The sequence below is a fragment of the Mesorhizobium sp. M2E.F.Ca.ET.209.01.1.1 genome (assembly GCF_004010375.2).
In the GTDB taxonomy this organism is placed as follows: Bacteria; Pseudomonadota; Alphaproteobacteria; order Rhizobiales; family Rhizobiaceae; genus Mesorhizobium.
The window spans coordinates 279609-306375 of the sequence record NZ_SADP02000002.1; the positions used below are offsets into that span (position 1 = coordinate 279609).

Genomic DNA, 26767 nt, shown 5'->3' on the forward strand with positions numbered 1-26767 from the left:
GCATGGGTTCCGGGCGGTGTGCGCCCGATCGCGGGATGCCGGCATGTTGGCTCCCCCCCGCGGCAGTGCCGCGTCGTCCCGCGTGATTTGCGAGTCTCCCTCCGCTTGAGCGTCTCGCCGCCCGGAAACCCGATCGAGAATTCACGGGCAATGCCAGGTGTGCATTGCCGGCCAATTGGACTGGACTTGTGCCATGACCACGACCGACAGCAGCACTGAAAAGCGGCCCTTCAACCTTTCGCGCTGGGCGATCGGACATCCGAGCATCGCGCGCTTCCTGTTCGGGTTGATCATCCTGGCCGGCGCGCTCGGTCTGATGCGCATGGGCCAGAAGGAAGACCCTGATTTCACCTTCCGCGTCATGGTGGTGCAGGCGATCTGGCCCGGCGCCTCGATCCAGGACATGGAGGACCAGGTCGTCAACAAGATCGAGCGCAAGCTGCAGGAGACGCCGCATCTCGATTTCGTGCGCTCCTACACCCGTGCCGGCAGCGCCATCATCACCCTGCAGGTCGAGGGCGACACCAACCCTGAACAGGTCAAGGACGCCTTCTACCAGGTGCGCAAGAAGGTCGGCGACATTTCCAACGAGTTGCCGCAAGGCCTGCTCGGTCCGTATTTCAACGACGAGTTCGGCGACACCTTCATCACGCTGCATTCGATCAGCGGCGACGGCTTCACCTATCCGGAGCTGAAGAAATTCGCCATCCAGGCGCGCGACATGCTGTTGACGACACCGGGGGTCGAAAAGGCCGTCATCATCGGCGACCAGCCGGAGAAGATCTATATCGACGTCTCGTCCAAGGCGCTGGCTGAGCGCGGCCTTACGATTCTCGATCTGCAGAACGCCGTGAAGGGGCAGAACGCCGTCGATCCGGCGGGCTCGGTCGACACCGGCCTGCGCTCGGTGCGCATCTCGGTCGAGGGTGACGTCACCAAGGCCGCGGATATCCGCGAGCTCAGGCTGCGCTCCGGCAGCCAGGTGACGCGGCTTGGCGACATCGCCACCGTCTCGTCCGGCCTCGAAGACCCTTACGAGCGCAAATACCGTTTCAACGGCCATGAGAGCGTCCAGGTCGGCGTCGTCATGGCCAAGGGTTTCAACGTCAGGGACGTCGGCAAGGATGTCGAGGCGACCTACCAGCGCTTCGAGGCAGGGCTGCCCTACGGCGTTTCGGTCGACCAGATCTCCGATCAGCCGGAGGTGGTCAAGGACGCGGTGAGCGAATTCATGGAAGCGCTCGGCGAAGCGCTGCTCATCGTGCTCGCCGTCTCGCTGCTGTCGATCGGCTGGCGCTCGGGCCTGGTGATCGCGATCGCCATCCCGCTGGTCCTGGCCGCGACATTCGCCATCATGTACGAGATCGGCATCGACCTGCAGCGCATCTCGCTCGGCGCTTTGATCATCGCGCTCGGCCTGTTGGTCGACGACGCCATGATCGTCGTCGAGATGATGGAGCGAAAGCTCGAGGAAGGATTGGTCAAGATCGAGGCGGCGAGCTTCGCCTACACCTCGACCGCCTTCCCGATGCTCACCGGCACGCTGATCACCACGGCGGGCTTCATCCCGGTCGGCTTCGCGGCGTCCACCGCCGGCGAATATGTGCGCACGCTGTTCTACGTCGTCGGCATCGCGCTCGTCGTGTCGTGGTTCGTCGCGGTCTATTTCACGCCGTGGCTGGGCTACATGATCCTCAAGCAGCGCAAGCACGCCGGCACCCACCACGATGTCTTCGACACCCGCTTCTATCGCCGCCTGCGCGCGACGGTCACCTGGGCCGTGCGCCACCGCATCATCGTGCTGGTGATGACGCTGGTCACCTTCGCCACCAGCCTGTGGGGCTTCCAGTTCATCCCGCAGAATTTCTTCCCGCAATCCTCGCGCCCGGAAATCCTTGTCGATCTCTGGCTGCCCGAAGGCACCTCGATCAAGGAGGTCGAGAACCAGGCCAAGGCGCTGGAAGCCAGGATGATGGACGATCCCGACAAGCGCTTCATCGCCACCTATATCGGCGAAGGCGCGCCGCGCTTCTTCCTGCCGCTCGACCAGCAGCTGCGCAATCCCAACTTTGCCCAGCTGCTGGTGATGGCCAAGGACGAGCCGGCGCGCGAGCGGCTGATCGTCAAGATGCGGGGCATCCTGGCCAAGGACTTCCCGTCGATCCGCGGCAAGGTCGACCGTCTGTTCCTCGGACCGCCGACCGGCTGGCCGGTGCAGATGCGCATCATGGGTCCGGACCGCAAGGAGGTGCGCCGCATCGCCGACGAGGTGAAGGCGAAGTTCCAGGCCAACCCGCTGCTCGGCGCCATCCATGACGACTGGCTGGAGCCGGTGCCTGCGATGAAGCTGGTGATAGACCAGGATCGCGCCCGGGCCCTTGGCGTAACCTCGCAGCGCATCCGCCAGGTGCTGCAGGCCACCATGTCCGGCGCGCCGCTCGACGACTTCCGCGACGGCGAGGAGACGGTCTCGATCGTCGCCCGCGAGCCGGAGGCGAGCCGCCATCTCCTGTCCTCGGTCGACTCCGTCTACATCCCGACCGATTTTGGCGGCTCGGTGCCGCTCTCGCAGGTGGCCAAGGTCGTGCCGGTCATGGAGCAGGGCGTCGAATGGCGGCGCGACCGCCTGCCGACCATCAGCGTGCGCGCCACGCTGCCGGACGGCGTGCAGTCGAACGACGTCGTCACCAAGATGTACAACGACATGAAGGACCTGCGCGCCGGCCTTGCGCCCGGCTACAAGGTCGAGATCCAGGGCGGCGCCGAGGATTCGGCCGAAAGCCAGGCCTCGATCGCAGCCAAGGCGCCGATCATGCTCGCCATCATCGTCGTGCTTCTGATGGTCCAGCTGCAGCATTTCGGCAAGTCGATGCTGGTGCTGGCGACCGGTCCGCTCGGCATCATCGGCGCCGCCGCGGCGCTGCTGATCAGCGGCGCGCCCTTCGGCTTTGTCGCCATCCTCGGCGTCATCGCGCTGCTCGGCATCATCATGCGCAACTCGATCATCCTGGTCGATCAGATCGATCAGGACATAGCGGCAGGCATGGACCGATCGGAAGCGATCGTGGGTGCGGCCGTGCGCCGCTTCCGGCCGATCATGCTGACGGCGCTAACCGCCGTGCTGGCGCTCATCCCGATCTCGCGCGCCGTCTTCTGGGGGCCGCTCGCCTACGCCATGATGGGCGGCATCCTGGTCGCCACCGTGCTCACCATTCTGGTGCTGCCGGCCGGCTACGCGCTGTTCTTCGGCCGCGCGCCGAAAAAGGCCAAGACCGCCGAGCAGGCGCCGGAGCCGGAGAAGATCGAAGGCATCGAACGGCCGCAACTGGCACTGGCCGCGGAATAGAGCATGATCCCGAAAAGTGCATAGCGGTTTTTGCTGCGCTGACCTTCGGTTCGGAAGAGATCATGCTCAAACGATAAGGTGGCAACCTTGGATCATCCGCCATCGGCGAAAGCCGGTGGCGGATGATCCGCATCCAGGGCCGGCCGGGCGAAAATACTCCGCGGCAAGGCTTCGGCAAAACAGAATTCCTTTTCAGCGGCGCGATGCAGGCCGATCCTGCGCTAATATCGGAGCGGCAACGCTCGTCATCGCTGGATCATTTCCCATGTCAGAAAAACGGCAATTGCGACTCGGCGCCTTCATGCGCCCCGTCAGTCTTCACACCGGCGCCTGGCGCTATCCGGGCGCCTATCCGGACGCCAACTTCAACTTCGCGCACCTGAAGCGTTTCGCCCAGACGCTCGAGGCGGCGAAGTTCGACGCCTTCTTCATGGCCGACCATCTGGCTGTGCTCAACATGCCGATCGAGGCGCTGCGGCGGAGCCATACAGTAACGTCCTTCGAGCCGTTCACGCTGCTCTCGGCGCTTGCCGCCGTCACCGATCATATCGGCCTGGTGGCGACCGCTTCGACCACCTTCGACGCGCCCTATCACATCGCCCGGCGCTTCGCCTCGCTCGACCATATCAGCGGCGGACGCGCCGGCTGGAACATCGTCACCACGTCCAATCCCGACGCGGCGCTGAATTTCGGCCTCGACGAGCATGTCGAGCACGACGAGCGCTACCACCGGGCGCGCGAGTTCTACGATGTCGTGACCGGACTGTGGGACAGTTTTGCCGACGACGCCTTCATCCGCGACGCCGAAAGCGGACTCTACTTCGATCCATCGAAACTGCATGTGCTCGACCACAAGGGCGAGCACCTGTCTGTGCGCGGCCCGCTCAACATCGCCCGGCCAATCCAGGGCTGGCCAGTCATCGTCCAGGCCGGCGCGTCCGACGTCGGGCGCCAACTGGCCGCCGAGACGGCGGAGGTCATCTTCGCCGCGCCGCCCGATCTGGCATCCGGCCAGCGCTTCTTTGCCGACGTGAAGGGCCGCGCCCAAAAGCTTGGCCGCGCGCGCGACGACATCAAGATCCTGCCCGGCGCCTTCGTCATCGTCGGCGACAGTATCGAGGAAGCGCGGGCCAAGCGCGCGAAGCTCGACAGCCTGGTCTATTACGAGAGCGGCATCGCCTCGCTGTCGATCGCGCTTTGCCATGATGCGTCGGGTTTCGATCCGGACGGGCCGTTGCCTGACATTCCGGAGACCAATGCCTCGAAGAGCAGCCGCGAACGCGTCATCGAACTTGCGCGCAATGAAAATCTCACAGTCCGCCAGTTGGCACAGCGGCTCGGCGGCTTTTCCGGCCTTGCCTTTGTCGGCACCCCGAAAACCATTGCTGACGGGATGGAGGAATGGCTGCTGGCGGAAGGCTCCGACGGCTTCAACGTCATGTTCCCTTACCTTCCCGCCGGTCTCGACGACTTCGCCGAGAAGGTGGTGCCTGAGCTGCAGCGGCGCGGGATCTTCAGGCGCGAATATGAAGGCTCGACGCTGCGCGAGAATCTCGGCCTGAAGCGACCGCCGAACCGGTTCTTCGAAGAAGCGGCCGTCCGCAAGGCCGGCTGATCTCAGCTTCGATAAACTCGCCAAAAACAAACGGGCGCGCCGAAGCGCGCCCGTTTCCATTCAGGTTGCCACGTCAGATAACGAACACCCAGTTGGCGATCAGCATCACGATCACGCCGGCGGCGAGCGTCAGGTAGGGTAGCATGCCCGCCTTCTTGACCGAGAGGTCGGCCCCCGCCATGCCGAGATCGGCCAGCATATGCTCGGGGAACTTGCCGCCATCCTGGATGTAATGACGGAAGCAGAACACCGGGATGATCAAGGCAGCCGTGATCAGGCCGGCCCACAGCGCCATCGGATTCCACACCTTGGCGCCGGCGCCCATGAAGACCGCGTTGACATAGGCGAAGATGGCACCGATGCCGAGCAGCCAGGTCGGCGCCTTCCACGGCCGGCTGATATGGCCGTTGTCGATGCGGTGGATCCAGCCGGCATTGAGGTTGAGGAAGTTGAAGATGATGTAGCCGCAATTCGACACGGCGAGGATGAAGAAGAAGCTCGTCGCGTCGGCCGAGGCGATCGCCAGAACGGCCAGGTTGAAGCAGAGATCGGTCCACATCGCCCGCGTTGGCGCGCCGTGCTCGTTGACATGGCTGAGATAACGCGGCAGCCAGCCGTCGACGGAGCCCTGGTAGAGCGTGCGCGAGGAACCGGCCATCGCCGTCATGATGCAGAGCACCAGCGCCAGGATCATCAGCATGACCAGCAGGCTGTGGATGATCTTGCCGCCGCCGACCATGCCGGCCAGCGCATCCGCGACGCCGGAGCCGTCGACGATCGGCGTCGCCAGCATGCCGTTCAGGCCGAGCACGCCCTGGAAGGTGAAGGGCACCAGGATGAAGAGCAGCATGCAGAGCAGGCCGGAATAGAAGATGGCCTTGAACGTGTCGGTGCCGGGATTCTTGAACTCCGACGTGTAGCAGACCGCCGTCTCGAAGCCGTAGGTCGACCATGCTGCGATGAACATGCCGCCGAGCACGAGCGTCCAGCCGGCGATGTTCCAGGAGCCTGGGTCAGGCGCGTAGGCCGCGGCTAGAGGCACCAGCGGCGAGAAATTGGCATAGTCGATCTGTCCGGTGATGATCGGCACCACACCGACGATCAGCATCGGGATGATGACCAGCAGGCCGATATATTTCTGCACATTGGCCGTGCCGAGGATGCCGCGATGCTGGATGGCGAAGATGACCAGCATCAGCACCGCGCCGATGAAGAAGGTGGCGTTGAGCGTGAATGAGACCGGGCCGAGCGTGTGGCCCCACAGCGTCCAGGTGCGGATCGCCGGCGTCGCGGCGGCGGTGACCGCGGCGATGGCGTCGGCAGGTGCCGTCCCCGCGTGTGCGGCGATATAGGCGACAACCTCCGGCGAGGTCTCGGAGAAGACCGGGATCGGCGCCAGCGCGTTGAGGATATAGGCGGCGGCGATCGAGCAGCCGAGCGACAGCACTGGCGACCAGGCGAACCAGTTGCACCACACCGAAAGCGGCGCGATGAATTTCGAATAGCGCAGCCAGGCGGTAGCGCCGTAGATCGAGGCGCCGCCCGACTTGTTCGGAAACAGGCCGGCAATCTCCGCATAGGTGAAGGATTGCAGGAAGCCCATGATCATGGACACCGTCCAGATCAGAAAGGCCAGCGTCCCGGTCGTGCCGGCAATGCCGCCGATCGAGAACAGGACCAGTGCCGGAACACCGCTTGCCACCCAGAAGGCGCCACGCCAATCGATATGCCTGAGCAGCTTGCTTTCGGCAGGCTGCTCCAGGGCCGTGCTTATCGTGCTCATTTCTTGTGTCTTCCCCTTTTTTCTGTTCCCCGCCGGCGACGCTTCGGCTCTCGCGAAGCTTGCTCCCCGGCCACTATGGTCCGACCGTCGTGTTTCCACTCAGTCGTATTTTTTTCTTTAGAGTGAACATTGATCCGGCGCGCTTTCGCGTCAAGCGTTTTGTGGATGTCATGCACATCACGCTTTCGAAACATTGATCCGACCGCCGCCGGCGGCGGCCGGCGAGGGTCGGATCTGGCCTTTGGAGGCGTATCAGGATCGCGGCTTTGACTTCTGCGGATCGTAATGGGCAAAAGCCACGACGCGCGCCGGCAGCCGCTTGGCGTGGCCGTCAAGCTTGCCGATCTCGACCTCGGTGCCGATCTCGGCATGGGTGACGTCGAGCCTTGCCAGCGCGATGGTCTTGCCGAGCACCGGCGAGCGCATGCCGGAGGTGACGACGCCGATCTGGGCGCGCCCGACATGGACGCAGTCGCCATGGCCGACCGGGATGTTGGCGTCGATGTCGAGGCCGACGAGCTTGTGCTGCGGATGCTCCTTGCGCCGGATCAGCGCGTCGCGGCCGATGAAGTCGTCGGCCTTGGTCTTCAGCGGCACGGTGAAGCCGATGCCGGCCTCGAACGGATCGGTCTGGTCGGAGAATTCGTAACCGGCGAAGATCAGCCCTGCCTCGATGCGCACCATGTCGAGCGCCTGCAGGCCCATGGGCTTCAGCCCGTGCGGCTGGCCGGCTTCCCAGACGGCGTCGAACACTTTTTCGGCGTCGCGCGGATGGCACCAGATTTCATAGCCCAGCTCGCCCGTATAGCCGGTGCGCGAGACGACGACCGGAACCCCGTTGCCGCCGCCGATGCGCGCGACGGCGAAGCGGAACCATTCGAGCTCGCCGATCGAGGGCTGCACCGGCGAGGTCCAGACGACCTCCTTCAAGATGTCGCGGCTCTTCGGACCCTGCACGGCGATGTTGTGCATCTGGTCGGTGGAGGAGCGCACCAGCACGTTGAGGCCGAGCTTCTTGGCGGTCTCGCGCAGCCATTCGCCGGACAGATCGTCGCCGCCGACCCAGCGGAAATTGTCCTTGCCGAGCCGAAGCAGCGTGCCGTCGTCGATCATGCCGCCATGCTCGTAGCACATCGCCGTATAGACGACCTGGCCGACGCCGAGCTTCTTGACGTCGCGGGTCAGCGTGTATTGCAGCAGCGCCTCGGCATCCGGCCCGGTGACCTCGAACTTGCGCAGCGGCGACAGGTCCATGATCACCGCGTCCTGCCGGCAGGCCCAGTATTCGGCGATTGCGCCTTCCTTGGCGAAGGAGTTGGCCAGCCAATAGCCCCTGTATTCGACGAAGTCGCGCGTATGCTTGGCAAAGCTCGAATGAAAGGCTGTCTCGCGGGTCATTTTCGGTTCCGAGTCGGGCTTCATGCGTCTGGCGATCGCTCGCGAGAATTTGTGCTGGCCGGAATAGGTCCGCACATGGATGTCGGTCAGGTCCCAGCCATTGGCGGGCGTGGTGTCGTCCGGGCAGGCCGAGGACACGCAGACGATATCGGTCAGCGCCCTGAGCAGCACATAGTCGCCCGCACGCGACCATGGCTCGTCCGACACCATCACGCCATGCGCGTCGATCGCGGTGTTGAAGAAGAAGTTGATAGCCATCCAGCCGGCGCGGGGCGTGACACCCTTGTCGGCAAGCGCCTTGTTGAAATTCTCCGAGCAGTTGGTGTGGCCGGGATAGCCGATGTCGTCGTAATATTTGGCGGCGCAGGCGAGCGCGAAGGCGTCGTGCCGCCCGCATGTGTCCTGCACCACCTCGACCAGCGGCTCCATGTCCTGGTCATAATACTTCGAATGCAGGCCGGGCATCGGATAGGCCGAGCCCATCAGCGTGCGGGTCGTCGTCACGTCGAGCGGCAGGTCGCGGCCCTTGTCCAGCTTGCGCGCCGAAAAGCACTGGAAGTCGGTGCATTGCCGGCCATCGACATCGATGATCTGCAGATAGTCGCCCGCCTTGACGAAATATGATTCGGCAGTCGCCGATTTCACGCGCAGATCGAGCACCGGGTCGGCGAGCGGATCGGCAAGCTGCCCTCTCGTCTTCAGCCGGACCGTGGCGCGGCGGACCATGACGGTCAGCGGCGTCGCCGTATTGTGGCCGTCGACCAGCATCGGTCCGCCGGGGGCCGCGATCAGCAGCGCGCCGTCGCGCTGGACAGCAAAACTCTGCTCGGCGCCGGCAGGCGTGGCGCCGCCGAATACGCGCACGGCCTTCGGCTGGTCGATCTCTACCTTGCGGCGCTCGAGATTGAGGCGCAGCGCCGACAGATTGTCGTCGCCCTCGGCGAGCAGCGCCTTGATGCCGGCCGCATTGCTGTTGGAACGCTCGCCGAAAATGCCGGGATCGGTGACGCCGGATGTATCCCAGGCCAGCAATTCGCAAGGCTGGCCGCCCTCGACATTGGTCACGCTGACGCTGTCGCCGGCCTCGACGTCGATGAGCACCGCGCCATTGCCCTGCACGGTATAGCGTTCCAGGCCCGGCGGCAGGCGGATCTCGCCGGGCCTCAGGATCGTGCTGGGCTTGGGCGGCCCGGACAGGACGGCTGGGTAGGGCGACTGGCTCATCTCAAACCCTCCTCCGAGCGAGAAACAAGTTTGCCTAGGGGTAAAATTATTTTCGCTGAGAGAATAGCAGGGGGAATGCGTTTGGCAAGGCTGCGGTGCCGTCATTGGTGCCGTCGCTCAGGCAGGTTCTTGCCGATCAACCTAATCCCGAACGTCGGCGCTGCCCCTCATCCGCCCTTCGGGCACCTTCTCCCCGTAAACGGGGCGAAGGACACTGCCGCCTTCGATTTCGCCAATCGCCAACGTCGCAGAGATGGCGTGGCGCCGCGCCCAGCTTCTTTCTCCCCGTTCACGGGGAGAAATGCCCGGCAGGGCAATGAGGGGCAGCGCCGAGATCGAAAATTATCGATCTACCATTTTTCGGAGTGGCCGATCGTCACGCCATACTCCGCAGCGGAATCGAGAACGGTGTGCCAAAGGCTCTCGGCAAAGGTCGCGAACACCAGCAGGTTGAACACAGCCTGTCCGTCACGATCACCACCTCGCCACAGCGTAACGCTCGTATGATCCATCGACGTGGCTGCCGCCGCGCCGACCCCGAAAACATCGGGATGCAGGTCGATCGACGACAGCTTGGCAAGCATCGCGCGTGCCTTCGCCCTGGATATGCTGATCAGAGCCCGCGCATGTGACTGATCGGATAGCGAGGCCGAACCGGCAAAGCCGGGGGCAAGTGCTTCCATCGTGTGCTTGCCATCTTTCGACAGCACGAGGAATTGATCAGGTCCGGACCAAATCAGCGTCGCATCCGAAGCGCCGACAGCCTTCGGCGTTTCCGGCGCGGCAACACCGAAGCGCGCCTTCGCAGCCGCGATCATTTCGCCGGCCTTGCCGCGCCGCGCCATTACTTGCATGAGGTCGAAATTGCGGATCTCGGTCAGCGCCACACCGGCTTCGTCCTGCGCGCCATAGGGGCCGGCGACCAGCGCGCGGTCGAGCGGGCTCCGGACATCCCAGGAAAGATCAGCCACGCTGGCGCCCTCCATCCGGATCGTAGAAGACGGAATTGCAGAGCTCGACATCGTAGTCCTCTGAGCGCAGCGGATCATGCGCGCGCACGATCTCGCCGATGCGCTCGCGGCCGCGCTCGACGAGGCCGAGTCCGATCCACTGGTCGAGCACCGGCGAGAAGCAAACCGAGGTGACATAGCCTTGGTCGTTGTCAGGGCCAGGGGTCTCGCCCTTCGGGATGATATGCGCGCCGGAGCGCAGGCGCCGTGCCTTGTCGGTCGGCTTGATGCCGACGACCACCTGCCGGTTCGGCGCGGTGAGCGCCTCGCGGCCCGCCATGACGCGGCCGATGAAATCCTTCTTGGTCGACATCATCTTGCCGAGGCCGAGATCGGCCGCCGTGGTGGTGCCATTGAGCTCCGGTCCGGCGACATGGCCCTTCTCGATGCGCATCACGCCGAGCGCTTCCGTGCCGTAAGGCGTCACGCCGAATGGCTTGCCCGCGATCATCAGGTTGCGCGCCATCGCTTCGCCATAACGTGTCGGCACCGAAATCTCGAACGCCATCTCGCCGGAGAAGGAGATGCGGAACAGCCGCGCTTTCAAGCCGCCGCGCAGCTTGACCTCGCGCGCGCCCATGAACGGGAAGCCTTCGTTCGACAGGTCTTCGGACTCATCAACGATTTGTTGCAGCAGTTTCCGCGCACTCGGCCCGGCGATCGAGAACTGCGCCCATTGATCCGAAACGGAAGTCAGCTGCACATCGAGCTCGGGGAACAGCACCTGCCGGCAGAATTCCAGATGCTGCATCACCAGTCCGGCCTTGGCCGTGGTGGTGGTGAGGAAATAATGGTCCTCGGCCAGGCGCGAGGTCGTGCCGTCGTCATAGACGATGCCGTCCTCGCGCAGCATCAGCCCGTAGCGCGCCTTGCCGACGGCGAGGCTGGAGAAGGCGTTGATGTAGACGCGGTCGAGGAAGGCGCCGGCATCCGGACCATGCACGTCGATCTTGCCGAGCGTCGAGACATCGCAGAAGCCGACGCCGCTGCGCACTGCCTTGACCTCGCGGGTCACCGATTCCAGCCAGTCCTTCTCGCCCGCGCGAGGATACCACTGCGCCCGCTTCCACAGGCCGGTGTCGACAAACACCGCGCCTTGTTCGGCCGCCCAGTGATGCGAGGGCGTCAGCCGCGTCGCATGGAAATTTTCGTCGCGGTGATGGCCGGCAAAGGCGCCGATGGCGACCGGCACATAGGGCGGCCGGTAAATCGTCGTGCCCGTCTCCGGGATCGATTTGCCGGTGACCGCCGCCATGATGGCGAGGCCGGCGACATTCGAGGTCTTGCCCTGGTCGGTCGCCATGCCGAGCGTCGTGTAGCGCTTCAGATGCTCGACCGATTGAAAACCCTCGCGCTGCGCCAATTCGACATCGGAAGCGGTGACGTCATGCTGCTGATCGACGAAGGCCTTGCCCTTGCCGGCGACATGCCAGAGCGGCGTCAGCGAAAACGCCTCGTCGTCGGCGACAGGCATGGAGCCGATATTGCCGCCGCGCCCGGCATCGCGTGCCGCGGCAGCGCCGGCTTCGAACCCTTCGCGCAGGCAGGCGCCGAGACCGAAAGCGCCGTTGGCGGCGCCCGCGGCGACCATGCCGGGCGGCGCGCCGTCCGGCACGAAGGCCGCGATGTCGTCGCGCCATTTCGGCCGGCCGCGATGGTAGGAGGTGAGCCCGACCGCCGGATTCCAGCCGCCGGAGACGGCAAGCCCGTCCGCCTCGACCTCGGCGCGCGCGCCATCGGTCAGCGCGACGGAAATCTTGCGCACGCCGGTCTTGCCGCCATCGACAGCGGAGACCGAGCCGTGCAGCACCGGGAAGCCGCCCTTGCTGGCCAGCGAGCGATGCGCCGGCGAAACGTCCGGCCGGGCATCGATCACGGCCGCCACCTGCAGCCCTGCCGCGATCGCCGTTTCGGCCGTTCGCCAGCCATCCTCGTTGTTGGTGAAGAGCGCGATGCGTCTGGCCGGCGCAGCGGCGTAGCGGTTGATATAGCAGCGCATGGCCGATGCCATCATCACGCCCGGCGTGTCGTTGCCGGCAAAGAGGATGGGACGCTCGATCGCGCCGGCGGCGACGACGCAGCGCTTGGCGACGATGCGCCACAGCCGCTGCCGCACCTGATGCTCCGGCGGCACCGGCACATGGTCGTTGACGCGCTCGATCGCGCCATAGGTGCCGCCGTCATAGACGCCGAACAAAGTCGTGCGCGTCATGATGCGCACATCCGGCATCGCAGTCAGTTCGGCAACCGCGCGCGCGATCCATTCGGCGGCGGGCAATCCGTCGATCGTCCCGCCATCGGCAAGCAGCCGCCCGCCGAGGACAAAATCCTCCTCGCACAGGATGACGCGCGCGCCGCTGCGGCCGGCGGCAAGGGCAGCCGCCAGACCAGCCGGACCGGAGCCGGCGATCACCACGTCGCAATGCGCCCAGGCCTTGTCATAGTGATCGGGATCGGAAACGCCTGCCGCGCGGCCGAGGCCGGCGGCGCGCCGAATCGCCGGCTCGTAGATCGCTTCCCAGAATTTCGCCGGCCACATGAAGGTCTTGTAGTAGAAGCCGGCGACGAAGATCGGCGCGAACAACTGGTTGACCGACATGACGTCGAAATTGAGCGACGGCCAGCGATTCTGGCTGGCGGCTTCGAGGCCCTCATAGAGCTCGGCCGTTGTCGCCTTGGTGTTCGGCTCGCGCCTGGCGCCGCTGCGCAATTCGACCAGCGCGTTGGGCTCTTCCGACCCGGCGGTCAGGATGCCGCGCGGCCGATGGTATTTGAACGAGCGGCCGACCAGCTTGACGCCATTGGCGACCAGCGCCGAAGCCAGCGTGTCGCCCTGGAAGCCGAGCAGGGTCTTGCCGTCGAAGCGGAAGCTCAGCGACGTTGAGCGATCGATGACACCGCCGTTCGCCAGCCGGTGTGTTTGCGCGCCGGCGACCATCACGCACCAACCTTGGCGGCGCCGGCGCCCGCCGTCGGCTCGACGGCCGAAATCTCATGCGTCAGCGTGTTGCGCGTGACCTTCAGCCAGGCCCGGCAGCCGCCGCCATGGTACCAGTGCTCGCGCATCACGCCGGCGATGTTGTCGCGCAGATAGACGTAGTCGTAGACGGCGTCCTCGCCGGCATCGGCCGCGGGGCGCTGCGGCTTGGCGTCGCCGAGATAGGTGAACTCGCCGAGCTCGCGTTCGCCGCAGAAGGGACAGACAATACGCATGGTTTCGGGCTGTCCTCAGTGCAGGTTCGGTTGGGCGCCCTGGCCCTTCTCGTCGATCATGGCGCCGCGCTGGAATCGGTCGAGGCGGAAGAGTGCGGCTTCCTTGTGCGACTGATCGCGGGCGATGAGATGGGCAAAGACGAAACCCGAGCCGGGGGTCGCCTTGAAGCCGCCATAGCACCAGCCGGCATTGATATAGAGGCCGTCGACCGGGCTCTTGTCGATGATCGGCGTGCCGTCCATCGACATGTCCATGATGCCGCCCCATTGGCGCAGCAGCCGCACGCGGCCGATCATCGGGATCAGCGCCATGCCGCCTTCGCAGACATCTTCCATCACCGGCAGATTGCCGCGCTGGGCATAGGAATTGTAGCCGTCGATGTCGCCGCCGAAGACCAGCCCGCCCTTGTCCGACTGGCTGACATAGAAATGTCCGGCGCCGAAGGTCATGACGCCGGGGATGAGCGGCTTGATCGCTTCGGAGACGAAGGCCTGCAGCACATGGCTTTCGATCGGCAGGCGAAGCCCAGCCATCGCCGCGACGCGCGAGGAAGAACCCGCAACCGCCATGCCGACCTTGCCGGCGCCGGTCTTGCCGCGAGACGTCTCGACGCCGGTCACCCTGCCGTTGGCGTCGCGCGTGAAGCCGGTGACCTCGCAGTTCTGGATGATGTCGACGCCGAGCGCGCTCGCCGCATGAGCGTAGCCCCAGACCACCGCGTCATGCCGAGCGGTGCCGCCACGTCGCTGCAGCAGTCCGCCCTGCACCGGGAAGCGCGCATTGTCGAAGTTGAGGAAGGGCAGCATTTTTCGCAGCGCCGCCTGGTCGAGCAGCTCGGCGTCGATGCCGTTGATGCGCATCGTGTTGCCGCGCCGGGCAAAAGCGTCGCGCTGTGCGTCGGAATGATAGAGGTTGAGCACGCCGCGCTGGCTGACCATCGCGTTGTAGTTGAGGTCCTGCTCCATCTTCTCCCACAGCTTCATCGACAATTCGTAGAAGCCGGTGTTGCCGGGCAGGCCGTAATTGGAGCGGATGATGGTGGTGTTGCGGCCGGCATTGCCGGAGCCGATCCAGCCCTTCTCCAGCACCGCGACGTTGCGGATGCCGAACTCGCTGGCGAGGAACCAGGCGGTGGCGAGCCCGTGGCCGCCGCCGCCGATAATCACCACGTCATAGCGATCCTTGGGCGCGGCGTCGCGCCAGGTCGGCTGCCAGGTCTTGTGGCCGGAGAGAGCGGCGCGGGCGAGCGAGAAAATCGAATATCTCATTGCGTCATTCCGAGGCCGCTCACCCGTAACGCTGGACGTCAGATGTCCAGCGTGTGGTCGCGCTCCCACTGCGTGAAGTGCGAAGCATAGGAATTCCATTCCTGCTGCTTCAGCTTTAGATAGGCCGACGAAAATTCCTCACCCAGCGCCGCCTTGAGCGATTTGTCGTTGTCGAATTCGCGCAGCGCGTCGAGCAGGTTGAGCGGCAGTTTCGGCGCATCCGTGACGGTATGGCCGAACTGATACATGTCGATGTCATAGCGCTTGCCGGGGTCGGCCTTGGAGCGGATGCCGTCGAGGCCGGCGGCGATGATGACGGCCTGCAGAAGATAAGGGTTTGCGGCGCCGTCGGGCAGGCGCAACTCGAAGCGCCCAGGCCCCGGCACGCGCACCATGTGGGTGCGGTTGTTGCCGGTCCAGGTCACGGTGTTCGGCGCCCAGGTCGCGCCGGATATAGTGCGCGGCGCGTTGATGCGCTTGTAGGAATTGACCGTCGGATTGGTGATCGCGGCAAGCGCCGAGGCATGCTTCATGATGCCGCCAAGGAAGTTCCTGCCCTTGGCGGACAGGCCAAGCTCTTCCGAATTGTCGGCAAAGACATTGGTCTTGCCGGCCTCATCCCACACCGAGATATGCGCATGGCAGCCATTGCCGGTCAGGCCCTGGAAGGGCTTGGGCATGAACGTCGCGCGCAGGCCGTGCTTCTCCGCGATCGACTTGACCATGAACTTGAAGAAGGAGTGCTTGTCGGCGGTCGCCAGCGCGTGATCGAAGGACCAGTTCATCTCGAACTGGCCGTTGGCGTCCTCGTGGTCGTTCTGGTACGGGCCCCAGCCCAGCGCCAGCATGTGGTCGCAGATCTCGGCGATCACGTCGTAGCGGCGCATCACCGCCTGCTGGTCGTAGCAAGGCTTCGAGGCGGTATCGTATTCGTCGGAGATCGCCTTGCCGTCGGGCGAGATCAGGAAGAACTCGGCCTCGACGCCGGTCTTGACATGCATGCCGTCGCGGGCGGCTTCATCGATCACCCGTTTCAGCGTGTTGCGCGGCGCCTGGTCGACGAGCTTGTCGTCCATCACGCAGGTGGCCGCCACCCAGGCGACCTCGGGCTTCCAGGGCAATTGGATGACCGAATCCGGGTCCGGCACCGCCAGCATGTCCGGATGCGCCGGCGTCAGATCGAGCCATGTCGCGAAGCCGGCAAAGCCCGCCCCGTCCTTCTGCATGTCGGCGATCGCCTGCGCCGGCACCAGCTTGGCACGCTGCCCGCTGAACAGGTCGGTGTAGGAGATCATGAAATATTTGACGCCGTTCTCCTTGGCGAATGCGGCGAGATCGTTCCCCATTATAGTTCCTCGCTTACGTGGTCTTGGAAGTTGTCCTAGAAGCCGTTCTTCCCGGGTATCCAGTTGGTGCCGGCCAAAGGCACGCCGGCCATGGCGGCGGCTTCGATCGAGAGCGCGACGAGATCCTCGGGCTCGAGATTGTGCAGGCTGTTCTTGCCGCAGGCGCGGGCAATCGTCTGCGCCTCCAGCGTCATCACCTTGAGATAATTCGCCAGCCGCCGTCCTGCCGCGATCGGGTCGACCCGCTTCATCAATTCGGGGTCCTGCGTGGTGATGCCGGCAGGGTCGCGGCCCTCGTGCCAGTCGTCATAGGCGCCGGCCGTGGTGCCCAGCGCATTGTACTCCGCCTCCCAGCGCGGATCATTGTCACCGAGCGCGACCAGCGCCGCCGTGCCGATCGACACCGCGTCGACGCCGAGCGCCAGCGCCTTGGCGACATCGGCGCCGTTGCGGATGCCGCCGGAGACGATGAGCTGCACCTTGCGGTGCATGCCGAGGTCCTGCAGCGCCTGCACCGCCGGCCTGATGCAGGCAAGCGTCGGCTGGCCGACATTCTCGATGAACACCTCCTGGGTAGCGGCCGTGCCGCCCTGCATGCCGTCGACCACAACGACGTCGGCGCCGGCCTTCACCGCGAGCGCGGTGTCATAATAGGGGCGGGCGCCGCCGACCTTGACGTAGATCGGCTTTTCCCAGTCGGTGATCTCGCGCAGCTCGAGGATCTTGATTTCGAGATCGTCGGGTCCTGTCCAGTCGGGATGGCGCGAGGCCGAGCGCTGGTCGATGCCCTTGGGCAGCGTGCGCATCTCGGCGACGCGGTCGGAGATCTTCTGTCCGAGCAGCATGCCGCCGCCGCCGGGCTTGGCGCCCTGGCCGACCACCACTTCGATGGCGTCGGCGCGGCGCAGGTCGCGCGGGTTCATGCCGTAGCGCGACGGCAGATACTGGTAGACCAGCGTCTTCGAATGGCCACGCTCTTCCTCGGTCATGCCGCCGTCGCCGGTGGTGGTTGAGGTGCCGGAAAGCGTGGCGCCGCGCCCCAGGGCTTCCTTGGCCGGACCGGACAGCGAGCCAAAGCTCATGCCGGCGATGGTGATTGGGATCTTCAGCTCGATCGGCTTCCTGGCGTGCCGCGAGCCCAGCACGACACTGGTGTCGCAGCGCTCGCGATAGCCCTCGAGCGGATAGCGCGAGATCGAGGCGCCGAGGAAAAGCAGGTCGTCGAAATGCGGCAGCTTGCGCTTGGCGCCGGCGCCGCGGATGTCATAAATGCCGGTCGCGGCCGCGCGGCGGATTTCGGAAAGCGTGTAGTCGTCGAAGGTCGCTGATTTGCGCGGCGTCGTCGGCGGGTTGCGGTAGGTCATCTTGCCTCAATACGCGTCGGCGTTATCGATGTTGAAATTGTAGAGTTTGCGGGCCGAGCCGTAGCGCTTGAACTCCGACGCCTTGACGCCGGTGACGCCGGCCTTGTCGAGCAGGCCCTGCACCAACTCCAAATGCTCCGGCCGCATCTCCTTGGCGATGCAGTCGGCGCCGAGGCTTTCGACCTTGCCGCGCACGAAGAGCCGCGCCTCGTAGATGGAATCGCCCAGCGCGTCGCCGGCATCGCCCAGCACCACGAGGTTGCCGGACTGCGCCATGAAGGCCGACATGTGGCCGATATTGCCGTGCACGACGATGTCGATGCCTTTCATCGAGATGCCGCAACGCGACGAGGCGTTGCCCTCGATGACCAGCAAGCCGCCGCGGCCGGTGGCGCCGGCATACTGGCTGGCGTCGCCCTTGATGACGATCGAGCCCGACATCATGTTCTCGCCGACGCCCGGGCCGGCCGAGCCATGCACGGTGATCGCGGCGCCGTCATTCATGCCGGCGCAGTAATAGCCGACGCTGCCGCGCACATCGATCGAGACCGGCTGGTCGACGCCGACGGCGACCGAATGGCTGCCCTTCGGATTGAGCACTTCCCAGGCGGTCTCGTTCGAGCCGGGCGTGAGCTTGTGCAACGCCTGGTTCAACTCGCGCAGCGAATGCTGCGAGAGGTCGAAGACCCTCGCATGGCTCTGATCGCGCTCGACTTTCGACATTGTGTTTGCCGGCATCGGCTCAGTGCTCCCAGAAGTAAACTGTTGCGGGCTCCGGCTCCCAGACCCGCGCATTGTCGATGCCGGGCAGCTTGGTGAGCGCGCGATATTCCGAGCCGAAGGCGACATACTGGTCGGTCTCGGCCATCACAGCCGGCTTGCAGGCGATCGGGTCGCGCACGACGCCGAAGCCGTTCTTGGTGCCGACGACGAAGGTGAAGAAGCCGTCGAGGTCGGAGAGCGTGCCCTCCAGCGCCTCGCCCAGATTCTTGCCATGCGCCATCCGGTTGGAGAGATAGGCGGCCGCCACTTCGGTGTCGTTCTCGGTCTCGAACTTCATGCCGTCGCGGATCAACTCGCGCCGCACATTGTTGTGGTTGGAGAGCGAGCCATTGTGCACCAGGCACTGGTCGGCGCCGGTCGAGAAGGGATGCGCGCCCATCGTGGTGACCGCCGATTCGGTCGCCATGCGGGTGTGGCCGATGCCATGCGTGCCGGTCATGGAGCGCACGTGGAAGCGATCGACGACGGTTTCCGGGAGGCCAACCTCCTTGTAGATTTCAACTGCCTCGCCGGCGCCCATAATGCGGATGTCGGGTCTGAGCGTCTGCAGCGCTTCGCGCGCGGCATCGACCTTGTCTGGCGTGGTCCTGATGACGGCGTGCGTTGAATTCACCGCCACGCTCACCGGCGCGCCGATCGCCTTGGCAAGCTCGACGTCGAGGCCGCGGAAATCGCGATCCGCCTTCGGCGACTGCACGGTGATCTTCGCTTCATTGCCGGTCGTGGCGCCATAGATGGCGATGCCGGCGCTGTCCGGGCCGCGGTCGCTGAGCGACACCAGCATCTCGGACAGCATGGCGCCGAGCTTTGGCTCCAGCGTCTTGTCCTTCAGGAAAAGTCCAACGATTCCGCACATGTCAGCCTCCAACGTTTCTGGCTTTCAAAATGATGTACCGAATGAGCTTATCGAATTCAATGGTATGAAAGAAATTTTCCTGAGGTTATATGTTCGATGGCGCGTCGCCCTCGGCACTATCGCCGTCCGGACGCGTCTTGTGAACCCAGATCGCATGGCGGATGCGCGCGATCCTGTAGGCGTCGAGGATCGAGAAGGCGTAGATCAGGAAGCCGCCGGCATGGCGGCCGATGAAGCCGGCATCGCCCGGCGCCAGCTTGGTCGTTATCCAGCCAAGGATCACCATGAAGAACAGGAACTGCAGGCCGCGCGCCGGCACGCCGAGCATGACGTGGCCGCTTGCCGGCAAGACGATCGCGGTGCCGAGCACGAGATAGGGATTCACAGGAGCGGGGGTGGCGGTTCCGTCGCTCATGCCGCCTGCCTTTCGCGCCGGTTGATGGCTTCGCGAAGGCCCGACGCCGCCTCGAGCAACCGTTCGATCAAGGCCGGTTCGATCCCGGCGTCGCTGAATGCGGCCTGCCGGAACACGCCGTAGCGGGCACGCTCGGCCTCGGCCAGCAGCCAGATGATGCGCACGCCCTTCGGCGTGATCAGCAATTCCTTGGCGCGGCCATCGGCAAAAATGTCGGTATGCGCGGCAATCAGATCCTGCGGGAAGGCGACGCCCTTTCGATCCGTGCGCAGCACCGCTTCGGCGGGAAAGCCGAGCACCTTCGGCAGCATATGCGGCAGATGGTCGAAATTGGAAAATGTCGTCGCCGAATTCGGCCGCATCATCATGTCGAAAATGCCCGGCACCGCGACCGGCTCGGTGATCGAAACGCTGAGCCAGCGCGTCGGCAGCTTTCGCGTTGCCAGCGTGTCGACGATGGTGCGCACTTGGACTCGCTGGCCATTCCAGGAACCGGCCCAGGTGACGACGCCGGCCGTGCCGTCGGAGACATCGGCGGCATCCGCAACGACGCTGCGAACATTTGCCAAATCGGCGGCCAAGGCCGCCTTCGCCCTGTTGCGGCTGGCGCGCGCGAGCCAAGCAATATGGGCGACGACGGCCAATGCCATCGCCCCGGTAACAAGTACTGACGTTAGTTCAGACATTTCGACACGCCACGGCCCGCCGTCGATAGGCGGGCCTTCACTCCACTCAATAACCCTGCGGCTTCGGCCACGGCATCGAGAACTGATCGCCGCGCCGCACGAACTTGTAGCGGTAGAAGTGGAACCAGAGCGAGATCAGGAAATAGAACACCGTCATCGCGATCAGCTGCGAGCCGAAGCCGAGGAAGATGGCGAAGAACGTCACCATGCACAGGCAGAACAGCACGATCGCCGGCAGCGGATGGAAGGGATGCGTGTAGCCGCGGCGGATCGAGCCCAGCGGCCACTTCTTGCGGAACATCATGATGTTGATGCTCATGAAGGTGTATTGCAGCACACCCGACAGGATCGAGAAGGTGATCGCCTGGTTGAGGTCGGCGATGAAGGCGAAGGCCAGCGCGATCGGCAGCAGGAACAGGATCGAGCGGTAGGGCGTGCGGTATTTCGGATGCACCGCCGAGAACCAGCTCGGCAAATAGCGGTCGCGGCCGAGCGAGAACCAGGCGCGCGCCGCGTCGTTGATGCAGCCATTGGCCGAGGCGAGCGCCGACAGCAGCGTCGCGATGAACAGCAAGTTTTCCAAGAGCGGGCTGCCGCTCAGCTTGCCGGCGTCCCACAGCGGATAATAGGTGATGCCGAGATACTCCCACGGCATCATCGAGGCGCAGACATACCAGGTCATCGCGGCGGCGATCAGAAGCGTGATCATGCCGGCCATCGTGCCGTAGGGCAGGGAGCGCGCCGGCGAGCGCACCTCCTCGGCCGCCTGCGTGGTGCCCTCGATGCCGAGATAATACCAGATGCCGAACTGGAAGGCGGCGATGACGCCGATCCAGCCGTAAGGCAGCGCGTTGCCGGGCGTGACCAGCTCGTTGAGTTTCAGCACCGCGCCTTGCGTCCATGGGCTGACCGAGAAGAACAGGATGACGATCGAGACATAGGCGATGGCAGTGATGACGAAGTTGACGTTCAGCGTCATCAGCACGCCGCGATAGTTGAGCCATGCCAGCACCACGATGGTGGCGGCGATGAAGGAATTGTGCGTCAATCCTTCGACGCCGGCCTTGGCGACGATCGTGTCGCCGAGCAGGATCGCGTCCGACACTTCGAGCATGGTGTAGGCGAAGACCAGGAACAGCGCGACGTTGAAGGCCATCAGCGGCCCGACGATGTGCTTGGCCTGCGCGTACTGGCCGCCTGCTGCGGCGACGGTGGACGTCACCTCCGAGTCGATCATGGCGACAGAGGTGTAGAGCAGTCCGACGATCCAGCAGACGATCAGCGCGGCGAGCGCGCCGCCCTTGTCGGCAGAGAAGTTCCAGCCGGTGAACTCGCCGACCAGCACGATGCCGACGCCGAGCGCCCAGACATGCGCCGGGCCGAGCACCCGAAGCAGCGAGACCCTGTCGCCATGGATCGTCGTCGATAGTCCCGTTTCAACCGCAGCCGTCATGTCAATCCCCACTCAGATCCGGTGCTTTTCGGAAACGGCCTCAAGCTCGCCTTCGCGCGAGGAGGTCAGCATGTCCTCGGAATAGGTCGTGTCGACCTTGAACCAGTCGTAGAGCATCCACAGCGCCAGCACGGCCGAGATGCCCCAGCAAACATAAGACAGTCCCATCCACATGATGTTTTCCCCGGCCTCTTTGTCGTCGTCGAAGATCTATTTGTCGTCGAACTTCTCGTTGATGACCTCGCGATATTCCTTGTCGGAGGCCCTGAACAGGAAGACGAAATAGGCGACCAGCACGATCGCCATGATGATCAGCGTCGGCCAGTCGATGATGTAGTGGAAGTGGTTCTGGATCACGTCGTGCGCCGTCTCCGGCGTGTAGCCGAGCTTCTCCCAGATCGAGGCCATCGTCGCGTTCTGGCCGAGCGCGTCCCAGGTCTTGGCGTCGAGCGGGTCGATCGACTTCGCCGCCCCGGCAAGACCGAGCTTCAGCGGCAGCCAGAGCGCCACGAAGATAGCGACCACCACGACCGCGATGTCGAAGATCTGTCCAGCCTTGCTTTGCTGCGGCGGGGTATAGCGGGCCATGGTTTCTCCCCCTCAGGATTGACGGTTGCGGGCCGCGTCGGCGTTCTTGATGTCGAGCCCGTAGATGAAGTCCTTGTCCTCCTTGTAATGGTTGAGCATGGCAAGGATCGCGGCGGTGTTGAAGATCAGCACCGCCGCGGCCGCGACCGCCACCACGAGCTTGATCCCGCTGTCCGGGATATACGGCCATGTCATCAGGAGGACGAAGAGGATCGTTACCCACAGGCATACGATCAGGAGCACGGATCCACGCACGTCGGAGCGGTACAGCGCTTCGACGCGCTGCTGCAGGTCGGACATCGGTTTTCCCCTTCTGGCGACGTCCGGCCCCGAAATCGACCGGGCGTCCTCTCTTTCTAGAGAGTGAAATTTTTTTCATAAATTCCGACCGATCTTCGAAATTGTCAAGCCGGATTTACGCTCCGTAAAGTGTTTGTCCACGGGCAAGAAATTTGCCTGACAATGAAATTATTTGCTTCAAGGGGATTGCAGGGTCTCGCCGTTTGCGGTCAATATTCGCGCAAGCTCCGCCAGCAAGCAGGAGCAGGGAACAGCAACCGCTTAAAGCGATCTAAATTGCACGGAGGACGATCGGATGACGGCATCCTGGAGATTCTCGACCCTGGCGGATCGCCATCGCGCGCTCGGCTCGAAGCTCGAGGACTGGAGCGGCATGGGCACCGCCTGGACCTACGACAAGGATGCCGACGAGGAATATATCGCCATCCGCACCAAGGCCGGGCTGATGGATGTCTCCGGCCTGAAGAAGGTTCACATCACCGGCCCGCACGCCTCGCATCTGATCGACCTCGCTACCACGCGCGACGTGGAGAAGATCTATCCCGGCAAGTCGGCCTATGCCTGCATGCTGAACGAGGCGGGAAAATTCACCGACGACTGCATCCTCTACCGCATCAGCCCGAACTCGTGGATGGTGGTGCATGGCTCCGGCACCGGCCATGAGGAGCTGCAGCGCGCTGCCATGGGGCGTGACGTGTCGCTGCGCTTCGACGACAATCTGCACGACCTTTCGTTGCAGGGGCCGACCGCCGTCGACTATCTCGCCAAGCATGTGCCGGGCATCCGCGATCTTCCCTATTTCCACCATATGCAGACGCAGCTCTTCGGCTTCCCGGTGATGATCTCGCGCACCGGCTACACCGGCGAGCGCGGCTACGAGATCTTCTGCCGCGGCCAGGATGCCGGTGCGATCTGGGATCGGATTCTGGAGGAGGGCAAGAGCGCCGGCATCATCCCGTGCCGCTTCACCACGCTCGACATGCTGCGCGTCGAGAGCTACCTGCTGTTCTATCCCTACGACAATTCCCAGAAATATCCCTTCGAGAACGAGGGCCCCGGCGACACGCTTTGGGAGCTCGGCCTCGACTTCACCGTCAGCCCCGGCAAGACCGGCTTCCGCGGCGCCGAGGAGCATTACCGGCTGAAGGGCAAGGAGCGCTTCAAGATCTATGGCGTGCTTCTCGACGGCAAGCAGCCGGCGGACGAAGGCGCGCCGGTCTATCGCGACGGCAAGAAGGTGGGCGTAGTGACCTGCGCCATGTATTCGCCGCTGGTCGAGAAATCCATGGGCATCGCCCGCCTCGACGTCGACTGCGCGGTCAAGGACACCAAGCTCGAGATCCGTAACAAAAGCGGTTCGATCAAGGCCACGGCGCAGCCCTTGCCGTTCGACGACCCGAAGAAGACCAAGCGCACCGCCAAGGGTTGAGGCAGCATCAACGGGGAGGGGATCTAGGGTACGAAGGACGAATGGCAGCCAAGACGATCATCAGCCGGCCCATTTACGGAACGCTCTCTCCGCAGCCGGGCAAGCATCATCTCTTCATCGCCGACGCCGAAGGCGCACTGGCGATCATCGACATGGCCGGCAAGGCGCCGCCCGGCTTTTTCGACGGGGCCGAGATCGTCTTCATTCCGGGTCCCGAGGGCAAGCATATCGCCGCGCTTGAGGCGCTGAAGCCGGCGCAACTCCACATCGCGCCGTCCTTCGCCAGCCTCTTGCCGCGGCTTAGGCAGACGCTGACCAACGCTCATATGGGCCTGCGGATCTATCTTGCCGGTACCGAAGGGCTGATCGGCCAGGCCATGCAGGTAGCGCTCGAAGCCGGCATGGACCACACCTCGATGCAGACCGAGCATCGCGGCTCGCTGGCGCGCCGGATGCAATGCGTGCACTGCAAGGGCATCACCGAGAACGTGACGACGCAGCCGGCGCTCTGCTCGCATTGCGGCCTGCTGCTTCTGGTGCGCGATCACTATTCGCGGCGCCTCGCCGCCTTCCAGGGCGTGTGCATCAATGCCGAGGATCGCTCGGAGATTCCTCCGATGGAGGAGGCTTTCCCATGAGTACCGGCACCACCAAGCTCGATGTCGTTGTCAGTGACGTCGTTCCGGTCAACGAGCTGGTCACGCGCTTCCATTTCCGCCGCCGCGACGGCGAGCTGCTGCCGACCTTTTCCGGCGGCGCTCACGTCGTGGTCGAGATGCGCGACGGCGATCGCACCAGGCTCAATCCCTATTCGCTGATGGGCTCGCCGCTCGACACGCGCGAATACACGATCTCGGTGCGCCGCGACGATGTCGGCCGCGGCGGCTCGCTGTTCATGCACCGGCAGGTCAAGCCCGGCCTGGAGATGGTGATCAGCTATCCCGTCAATTTGTTCTCGCTCGACCTCAGGGCGAAGAAGCACCTGATGCTGGCCGGCGGCATCGGCATCACGCCGTTCATGGCGCAGACCTCGCAGTTGGCGGGCGCCGGCGGCAATTTCGAATTGCACTACACCTGCCGCACCGCTTCGCTGGGCACCTATGCCGACGTCTTGCAGCAGCGTTACGGCAACCGGGTCAGGCTCTATCACGACGACCGCGAGGAGAGCATCGATCTCGACCGGCTCCTGTCTTCGCAGCCGCTCGGCACGCATCTCTATGTCTGCGGCCCGGGCGGCATGATCAACTGGGTGCGCGACCGCGCCGCTGCGCTCGGCTGGCCCTCGGAGACCGTGCATTTCGAGCATTTCGCGGCACCCCAGCCTGGCGCGCCCTTCGACGTGACCTTGGCCGTCAGCAGCAAGACGATCCGCGTCGGCGAGCAGCAGAGCCTGCTGGAAGCCATGGAAGCGGCTGGCGTCGACCCGCCCTATCTTTGCCGTGGCGGCGTCTGCGGCCAATGCGAGACCAATGTGATTTCCTCCGACGGCAAGTTCATCCACAACGATCATTGGCTGAGCGAGGAAGACCACCGCTCCGGCTGCAAGATCATGCCTTGCGTCTCGCGCTTCGAGGGCAAGTCGCTGGTCCTGGAAAGATAGGAGGCGTCAATGGGCATTACCTTTCGCAAGGAAACGTTTCGCGACGACTACACCTTCAAGAACAGCCCGGAGCACATCAGGCGCTTTCCGTTCCCGTTCAACGAAGACGCCTACATGTATGCGGTCAACATCGAGCCGCATGTCGTCGGGCCGAAGGGCTCGGTGCTGGAAAACCTGATCGATGTCGACGAGCACTATGTCGCCGAGATGCAGGACCGCGCCTTGGTGCTGGCCGAGGATCCGCTGCGCTGCCAATCCCTGCCGCACATGACGCTGGCCGGTTGGGACCTGCTCGAGCTTCTGATGGAGCAGCAGGCGCTCGGCTATCCCGAGCATTTCACGCTGGAGCGAAATGGCGACCGCTGGCGCTGGATCAACCGGCCGCTCGGCATCGACGACACCTTTACCTTTGGCGACACCTCGACGCTGCCCTACGGCCCGATGGAATACATCACCCGCCAGAGCCAGGGCGATTTCTGCATCCTCGACCAGCGCGACGGCAATCTGTGGATGGATGCCGGCATGGTCACCACCCAGGCCGACTGGTCGCTCGATTTCGACATCGGCATGAACTTCTTCGAGTGGCATGCGCCGGTGCCGCTGGCGCATGAGAAGGGCATCTTCACCCGCGCGCTGAAATTCCTGACGAACATTCAGCAGGGCAAGCCGGCAAGGCGCCTCAACTGGACGATGACCATCAATCCGCGCCTCGACACCAGCCCCGAGAATTATCACAAATGGGGTCCGGACCGCGCCACGGTCACGCCCGAAAATGTCGGCGACAAGGTGCATCTGCGCGTCGAGCTGCAAAGCTTCTGGCGGCTGCCGCGCTCCAACGCCATCGTCTTCCCGATCCGGTGCTACCTGATCAAGATGGACGAGCTGGTCACGCAGCCGAAATGGGCCCGCCGCCTGCACCGCGTCATCCGCGACCTGCCGGAGGAACTTGCGACTTACAAAGGCCTGACGCGGTATCGGCCGACACTGGTGGAATGGCTGTCGAAGCTGGATGACGGCAGTGCGACCAGCCCAGGGTTCGGGCCGGATTAGAAGCTGCCAATCTCCCCCCTTGTGGGCCCTTGTGGGGGA

The 26767-nt window shown here is 64.3% G+C and carries 22 protein-coding genes; 6 read left to right on the plus strand and 16 right to left on the minus strand.

Going from position 1 to position 26767, the window contains the following annotated elements; all coding sequences use genetic code 11:
- The first annotated feature begins 193 nt into the window (after positions 1–193).
- A complete protein-coding gene (locus EN852_RS04795; RefSeq protein WP_127875559.1) occupies positions 194–3346 on the plus strand; it encodes an efflux RND transporter permease subunit in 3153 nt (1050 codons plus the stop codon).
- 265 nt (positions 3347–3611) lie between these two features.
- On the plus strand, positions 3612–4961 hold the full coding sequence (locus EN852_RS04800) for an LLM class flavin-dependent oxidoreductase (RefSeq protein ID WP_127875558.1): 1350 nt from the start codon (positions 3612–3614) through the stop codon (positions 4959–4961).
- Positions 4962–5034: 73 nt separating this feature from the next.
- Here EN852_RS04800 and EN852_RS04805 read toward each other — a convergent pair whose 3' ends face one another.
- The 16 genes from EN852_RS04805 to EN852_RS04880 form a co-directional block, all read right to left on the minus strand.
- Positions 5035–6744, minus strand: coding sequence for an APC family permease (locus EN852_RS04805; RefSeq protein WP_127875557.1), 1710 nt, complete (start codon positions 6742–6744; stop codon positions 5035–5037).
- 252 nt (positions 6745–6996) lie between these two features.
- Positions 6997–9366, minus strand: a complete 2370-nt coding sequence (locus tag EN852_RS04810) for an aminomethyltransferase family protein (protein WP_127875556.1) — start codon at positions 9364–9366, stop codon at positions 6997–6999.
- Positions 9367–9716: 350 nt separating this feature from the next.
- Positions 9717–10337, minus strand: a complete 621-nt coding sequence (locus EN852_RS04815) for a sarcosine oxidase subunit gamma family protein (protein WP_127875555.1) — start codon at positions 10335–10337, stop codon at positions 9717–9719.
- On the minus strand, positions 10330–13314 hold the full coding sequence (locus tag EN852_RS04820; protein ID WP_127875659.1) for a sarcosine oxidase subunit alpha: 2985 nt from the start codon (positions 13312–13314) through the stop codon (positions 10330–10332). Before EN852_RS04820 ends, EN852_RS04815 begins: the two co-directional genes overlap by 8 nt.
- Positions 13314–13589 carry a sarcosine oxidase subunit delta gene (locus tag EN852_RS04825; protein WP_127875554.1) on the minus strand — a complete coding sequence of 92 codons (276 nt, stop codon included), beginning with the start codon at positions 13587–13589 and terminating at the stop codon, positions 13314–13316. Before EN852_RS04825 ends, EN852_RS04820 begins: the two co-directional genes overlap by 1 nt.
- A 15-nt stretch (positions 13590–13604) precedes the next feature.
- Positions 13605–14858: a sarcosine oxidase subunit beta family protein gene (locus EN852_RS04830; protein WP_127875553.1), complete on the minus strand. Its 1254-nt coding sequence runs from the start codon at positions 14856–14858 to the stop codon at positions 13605–13607.
- A gap of 38 nt (positions 14859–14896) precedes the next feature.
- Positions 14897–16204 carry a type III glutamate--ammonia ligase gene (glnT, locus tag EN852_RS04835; RefSeq protein WP_127875552.1) on the minus strand — a complete coding sequence of 436 codons (1308 nt, stop codon included), beginning with the start codon at positions 16202–16204 and terminating at the stop codon, positions 14897–14899.
- Positions 16205–16239: 35 nt separating this feature from the next.
- Positions 16240–17568, minus strand: coding sequence for an FMN-binding glutamate synthase family protein (locus EN852_RS04840; protein ID WP_112126011.1), 1329 nt, complete (start codon positions 17566–17568; stop codon positions 16240–16242).
- Between the two features lie 6 nt (positions 17569–17574).
- Positions 17575–18306: a GXGXG domain-containing protein gene (locus EN852_RS04845; protein ID WP_189545716.1), complete on the minus strand. Its 732-nt coding sequence runs from the start codon at positions 18304–18306 to the stop codon at positions 17575–17577.
- Positions 18307–18310: 4 nt separating this feature from the next.
- Positions 18311–19207, minus strand: a complete 897-nt coding sequence (locus tag EN852_RS04850; protein WP_127875551.1) for a glutamine amidotransferase family protein — start codon at positions 19205–19207, stop codon at positions 18311–18313.
- Positions 19208–19292: 85 nt separating this feature from the next.
- Complete coding sequence (locus EN852_RS04855; protein WP_127875550.1) at positions 19293–19622, minus strand: hypothetical protein; 330 nt, start codon at positions 19620–19622, stop codon at positions 19293–19295.
- On the minus strand, positions 19619–20308 hold the full coding sequence (locus EN852_RS04860; protein WP_189545718.1) for a hypothetical protein: 690 nt from the start codon (positions 20306–20308) through the stop codon (positions 19619–19621). The genes EN852_RS04855 and EN852_RS04860 overlap by 4 nt, the downstream gene beginning before the upstream one ends.
- 46 nt (positions 20309–20354) lie before the next feature.
- Positions 20355–21761, minus strand: coding sequence for an amino acid permease (locus tag EN852_RS04865; protein WP_127875549.1), 1407 nt, complete (start codon positions 21759–21761; stop codon positions 20355–20357).
- A 12-nt stretch (positions 21762–21773) separates the two neighbouring features.
- The gene (locus EN852_RS04870; protein WP_112126006.1) at positions 21774–21935 is read right to left on the minus strand and encodes a hypothetical protein; all 162 of its coding nucleotides are present in this window, start codon (positions 21933–21935) and stop codon (positions 21774–21776) included.
- Positions 21936–21971: 36 nt separating this feature from the next.
- Entirely contained in the window at positions 21972–22349 is a 378-nt protein-coding gene (locus EN852_RS04875) for a hypothetical protein (RefSeq protein WP_127875548.1), read from the minus strand.
- A 12-nt stretch (positions 22350–22361) separates the two neighbouring features.
- Positions 22362–22649 (minus strand): hypothetical protein, encoded by a 288-nt coding sequence (locus tag EN852_RS04880; RefSeq protein WP_127875547.1) that lies wholly within the window; start codon positions 22647–22649, stop codon positions 22362–22364.
- Positions 22650–22944: 295 nt separating this feature from the next.
- On the opposite strand from EN852_RS04880, the gene EN852_RS04885 reads away from it, so the two are divergent.
- From EN852_RS04885 to EN852_RS04900, 4 genes are read left to right on the plus strand one after another with little or no spacing between them, the layout of a single operon-like run.
- Entirely contained in the window at positions 22945–24078 is a 1134-nt protein-coding gene (locus EN852_RS04885; RefSeq protein ID WP_127875546.1) for an aminomethyltransferase family protein, read from the plus strand.
- A 41-nt stretch (positions 24079–24119) separates the two neighbouring features.
- Positions 24120–24716, plus strand: a complete 597-nt coding sequence (locus EN852_RS04890; protein ID WP_127875545.1) for a dimethylamine monooxygenase subunit DmmA family protein — start codon at positions 24120–24122, stop codon at positions 24714–24716.
- Entirely contained in the window at positions 24713–25678 is a 966-nt protein-coding gene (locus EN852_RS04895) for a PDR/VanB family oxidoreductase (RefSeq protein ID WP_127875544.1), read from the plus strand. Before EN852_RS04890 ends, EN852_RS04895 begins: the two co-directional genes overlap by 4 nt.
- Positions 25679–25687: 9 nt before the next feature.
- Entirely contained in the window at positions 25688–26728 is a 1041-nt protein-coding gene (locus EN852_RS04900; RefSeq protein ID WP_127875543.1) for a DUF3445 domain-containing protein, read from the plus strand.
- Positions 26729–26767: the final 39 nt, after the last annotated feature.

What these genes read in the sequence shown, in the direction of transcription:
- EN852_RS04860 (WP_189545718.1), bottom strand. Translation starts at nt 20,308, where the DNA reads ATGTCTGAACTAACGTCAGTACTTGTTACCGGGGCGATGGCATTGGCC.
- EN852_RS04840 (WP_112126011.1), bottom strand. Translation starts at nt 17,568, where the DNA reads ATGACCTACCGCAACCCGCCGACGACGCCGCGCAAATCAGCGACCTTC.
- glnT (WP_127875552.1), bottom strand. Translation starts at nt 16,204, where the DNA reads ATGGGGAACGATCTCGCCGCATTCGCCAAGGAGAACGGCGTCAAATAT.
- EN852_RS04875 (WP_127875548.1), bottom strand. Translation starts at nt 22,349, where the DNA reads ATGGCCCGCTATACCCCGCCGCAGCAAAGCAAGGCTGGACAGATCTTC.
- EN852_RS04805 (WP_127875557.1), bottom strand. Translation starts at nt 6,744, where the DNA reads ATGAGCACGATAAGCACGGCCCTGGAGCAGCCTGCCGAAAGCAAGCTG.
- EN852_RS04850 (WP_127875551.1), bottom strand. Translation starts at nt 19,207, where the DNA reads ATGTGCGGAATCGTTGGACTTTTCCTGAAGGACAAGACGCTGGAGCCA.
- EN852_RS04800 (WP_127875558.1), top strand. Translation starts at nt 3,612, where the DNA reads ATGTCAGAAAAACGGCAATTGCGACTCGGCGCCTTCATGCGCCCCGTC.
- EN852_RS04895 (WP_127875544.1), top strand. Translation starts at nt 24,713, where the DNA reads ATGAGTACCGGCACCACCAAGCTCGATGTCGTTGTCAGTGACGTCGTT.
- EN852_RS04845 (WP_189545716.1), bottom strand. Translation starts at nt 18,306, where the DNA reads ATGCCGGCAAACACAATGTCGAAAGTCGAGCGCGATCAGAGCCATGCG.
- EN852_RS04820 (WP_127875659.1), bottom strand. Translation starts at nt 13,314, where the DNA reads ATGGTCGCCGGCGCGCAAACACACCGGCTGGCGAACGGCGGTGTCATC.
- EN852_RS04830 (WP_127875553.1), bottom strand. Translation starts at nt 14,858, where the DNA reads ATGAGATATTCGATTTTCTCGCTCGCCCGCGCCGCTCTCTCCGGCCAC.
- EN852_RS04885 (WP_127875546.1), top strand. Translation starts at nt 22,945, where the DNA reads ATGACGGCATCCTGGAGATTCTCGACCCTGGCGGATCGCCATCGCGCG.
- EN852_RS04870 (WP_112126006.1), bottom strand. Translation starts at nt 21,935, where the DNA reads ATGTGGATGGGACTGTCTTATGTTTGCTGGGGCATCTCGGCCGTGCTG.
- EN852_RS04795 (WP_127875559.1), top strand. Translation starts at nt 194, where the DNA reads ATGACCACGACCGACAGCAGCACTGAAAAGCGGCCCTTCAACCTTTCG.
- EN852_RS04880 (WP_127875547.1), bottom strand. Translation starts at nt 22,649, where the DNA reads ATGTCCGACCTGCAGCAGCGCGTCGAAGCGCTGTACCGCTCCGACGTG.
- EN852_RS04810 (WP_127875556.1), bottom strand. Translation starts at nt 9,366, where the DNA reads ATGAGCCAGTCGCCCTACCCAGCCGTCCTGTCCGGGCCGCCCAAGCCC.
- EN852_RS04825 (WP_127875554.1), bottom strand. Translation starts at nt 13,589, where the DNA reads ATGCGTATTGTCTGTCCCTTCTGCGGCGAACGCGAGCTCGGCGAGTTC.
- EN852_RS04865 (WP_127875549.1), bottom strand. Translation starts at nt 21,761, where the DNA reads ATGACGGCTGCGGTTGAAACGGGACTATCGACGACGATCCATGGCGAC.
- EN852_RS04900 (WP_127875543.1), top strand. Translation starts at nt 25,688, where the DNA reads ATGGGCATTACCTTTCGCAAGGAAACGTTTCGCGACGACTACACCTTC.
- EN852_RS04890 (WP_127875545.1), top strand. Translation starts at nt 24,120, where the DNA reads ATGGCAGCCAAGACGATCATCAGCCGGCCCATTTACGGAACGCTCTCT.
- EN852_RS04855 (WP_127875550.1), bottom strand. Translation starts at nt 19,622, where the DNA reads ATGAGCGACGGAACCGCCACCCCCGCTCCTGTGAATCCCTATCTCGTG.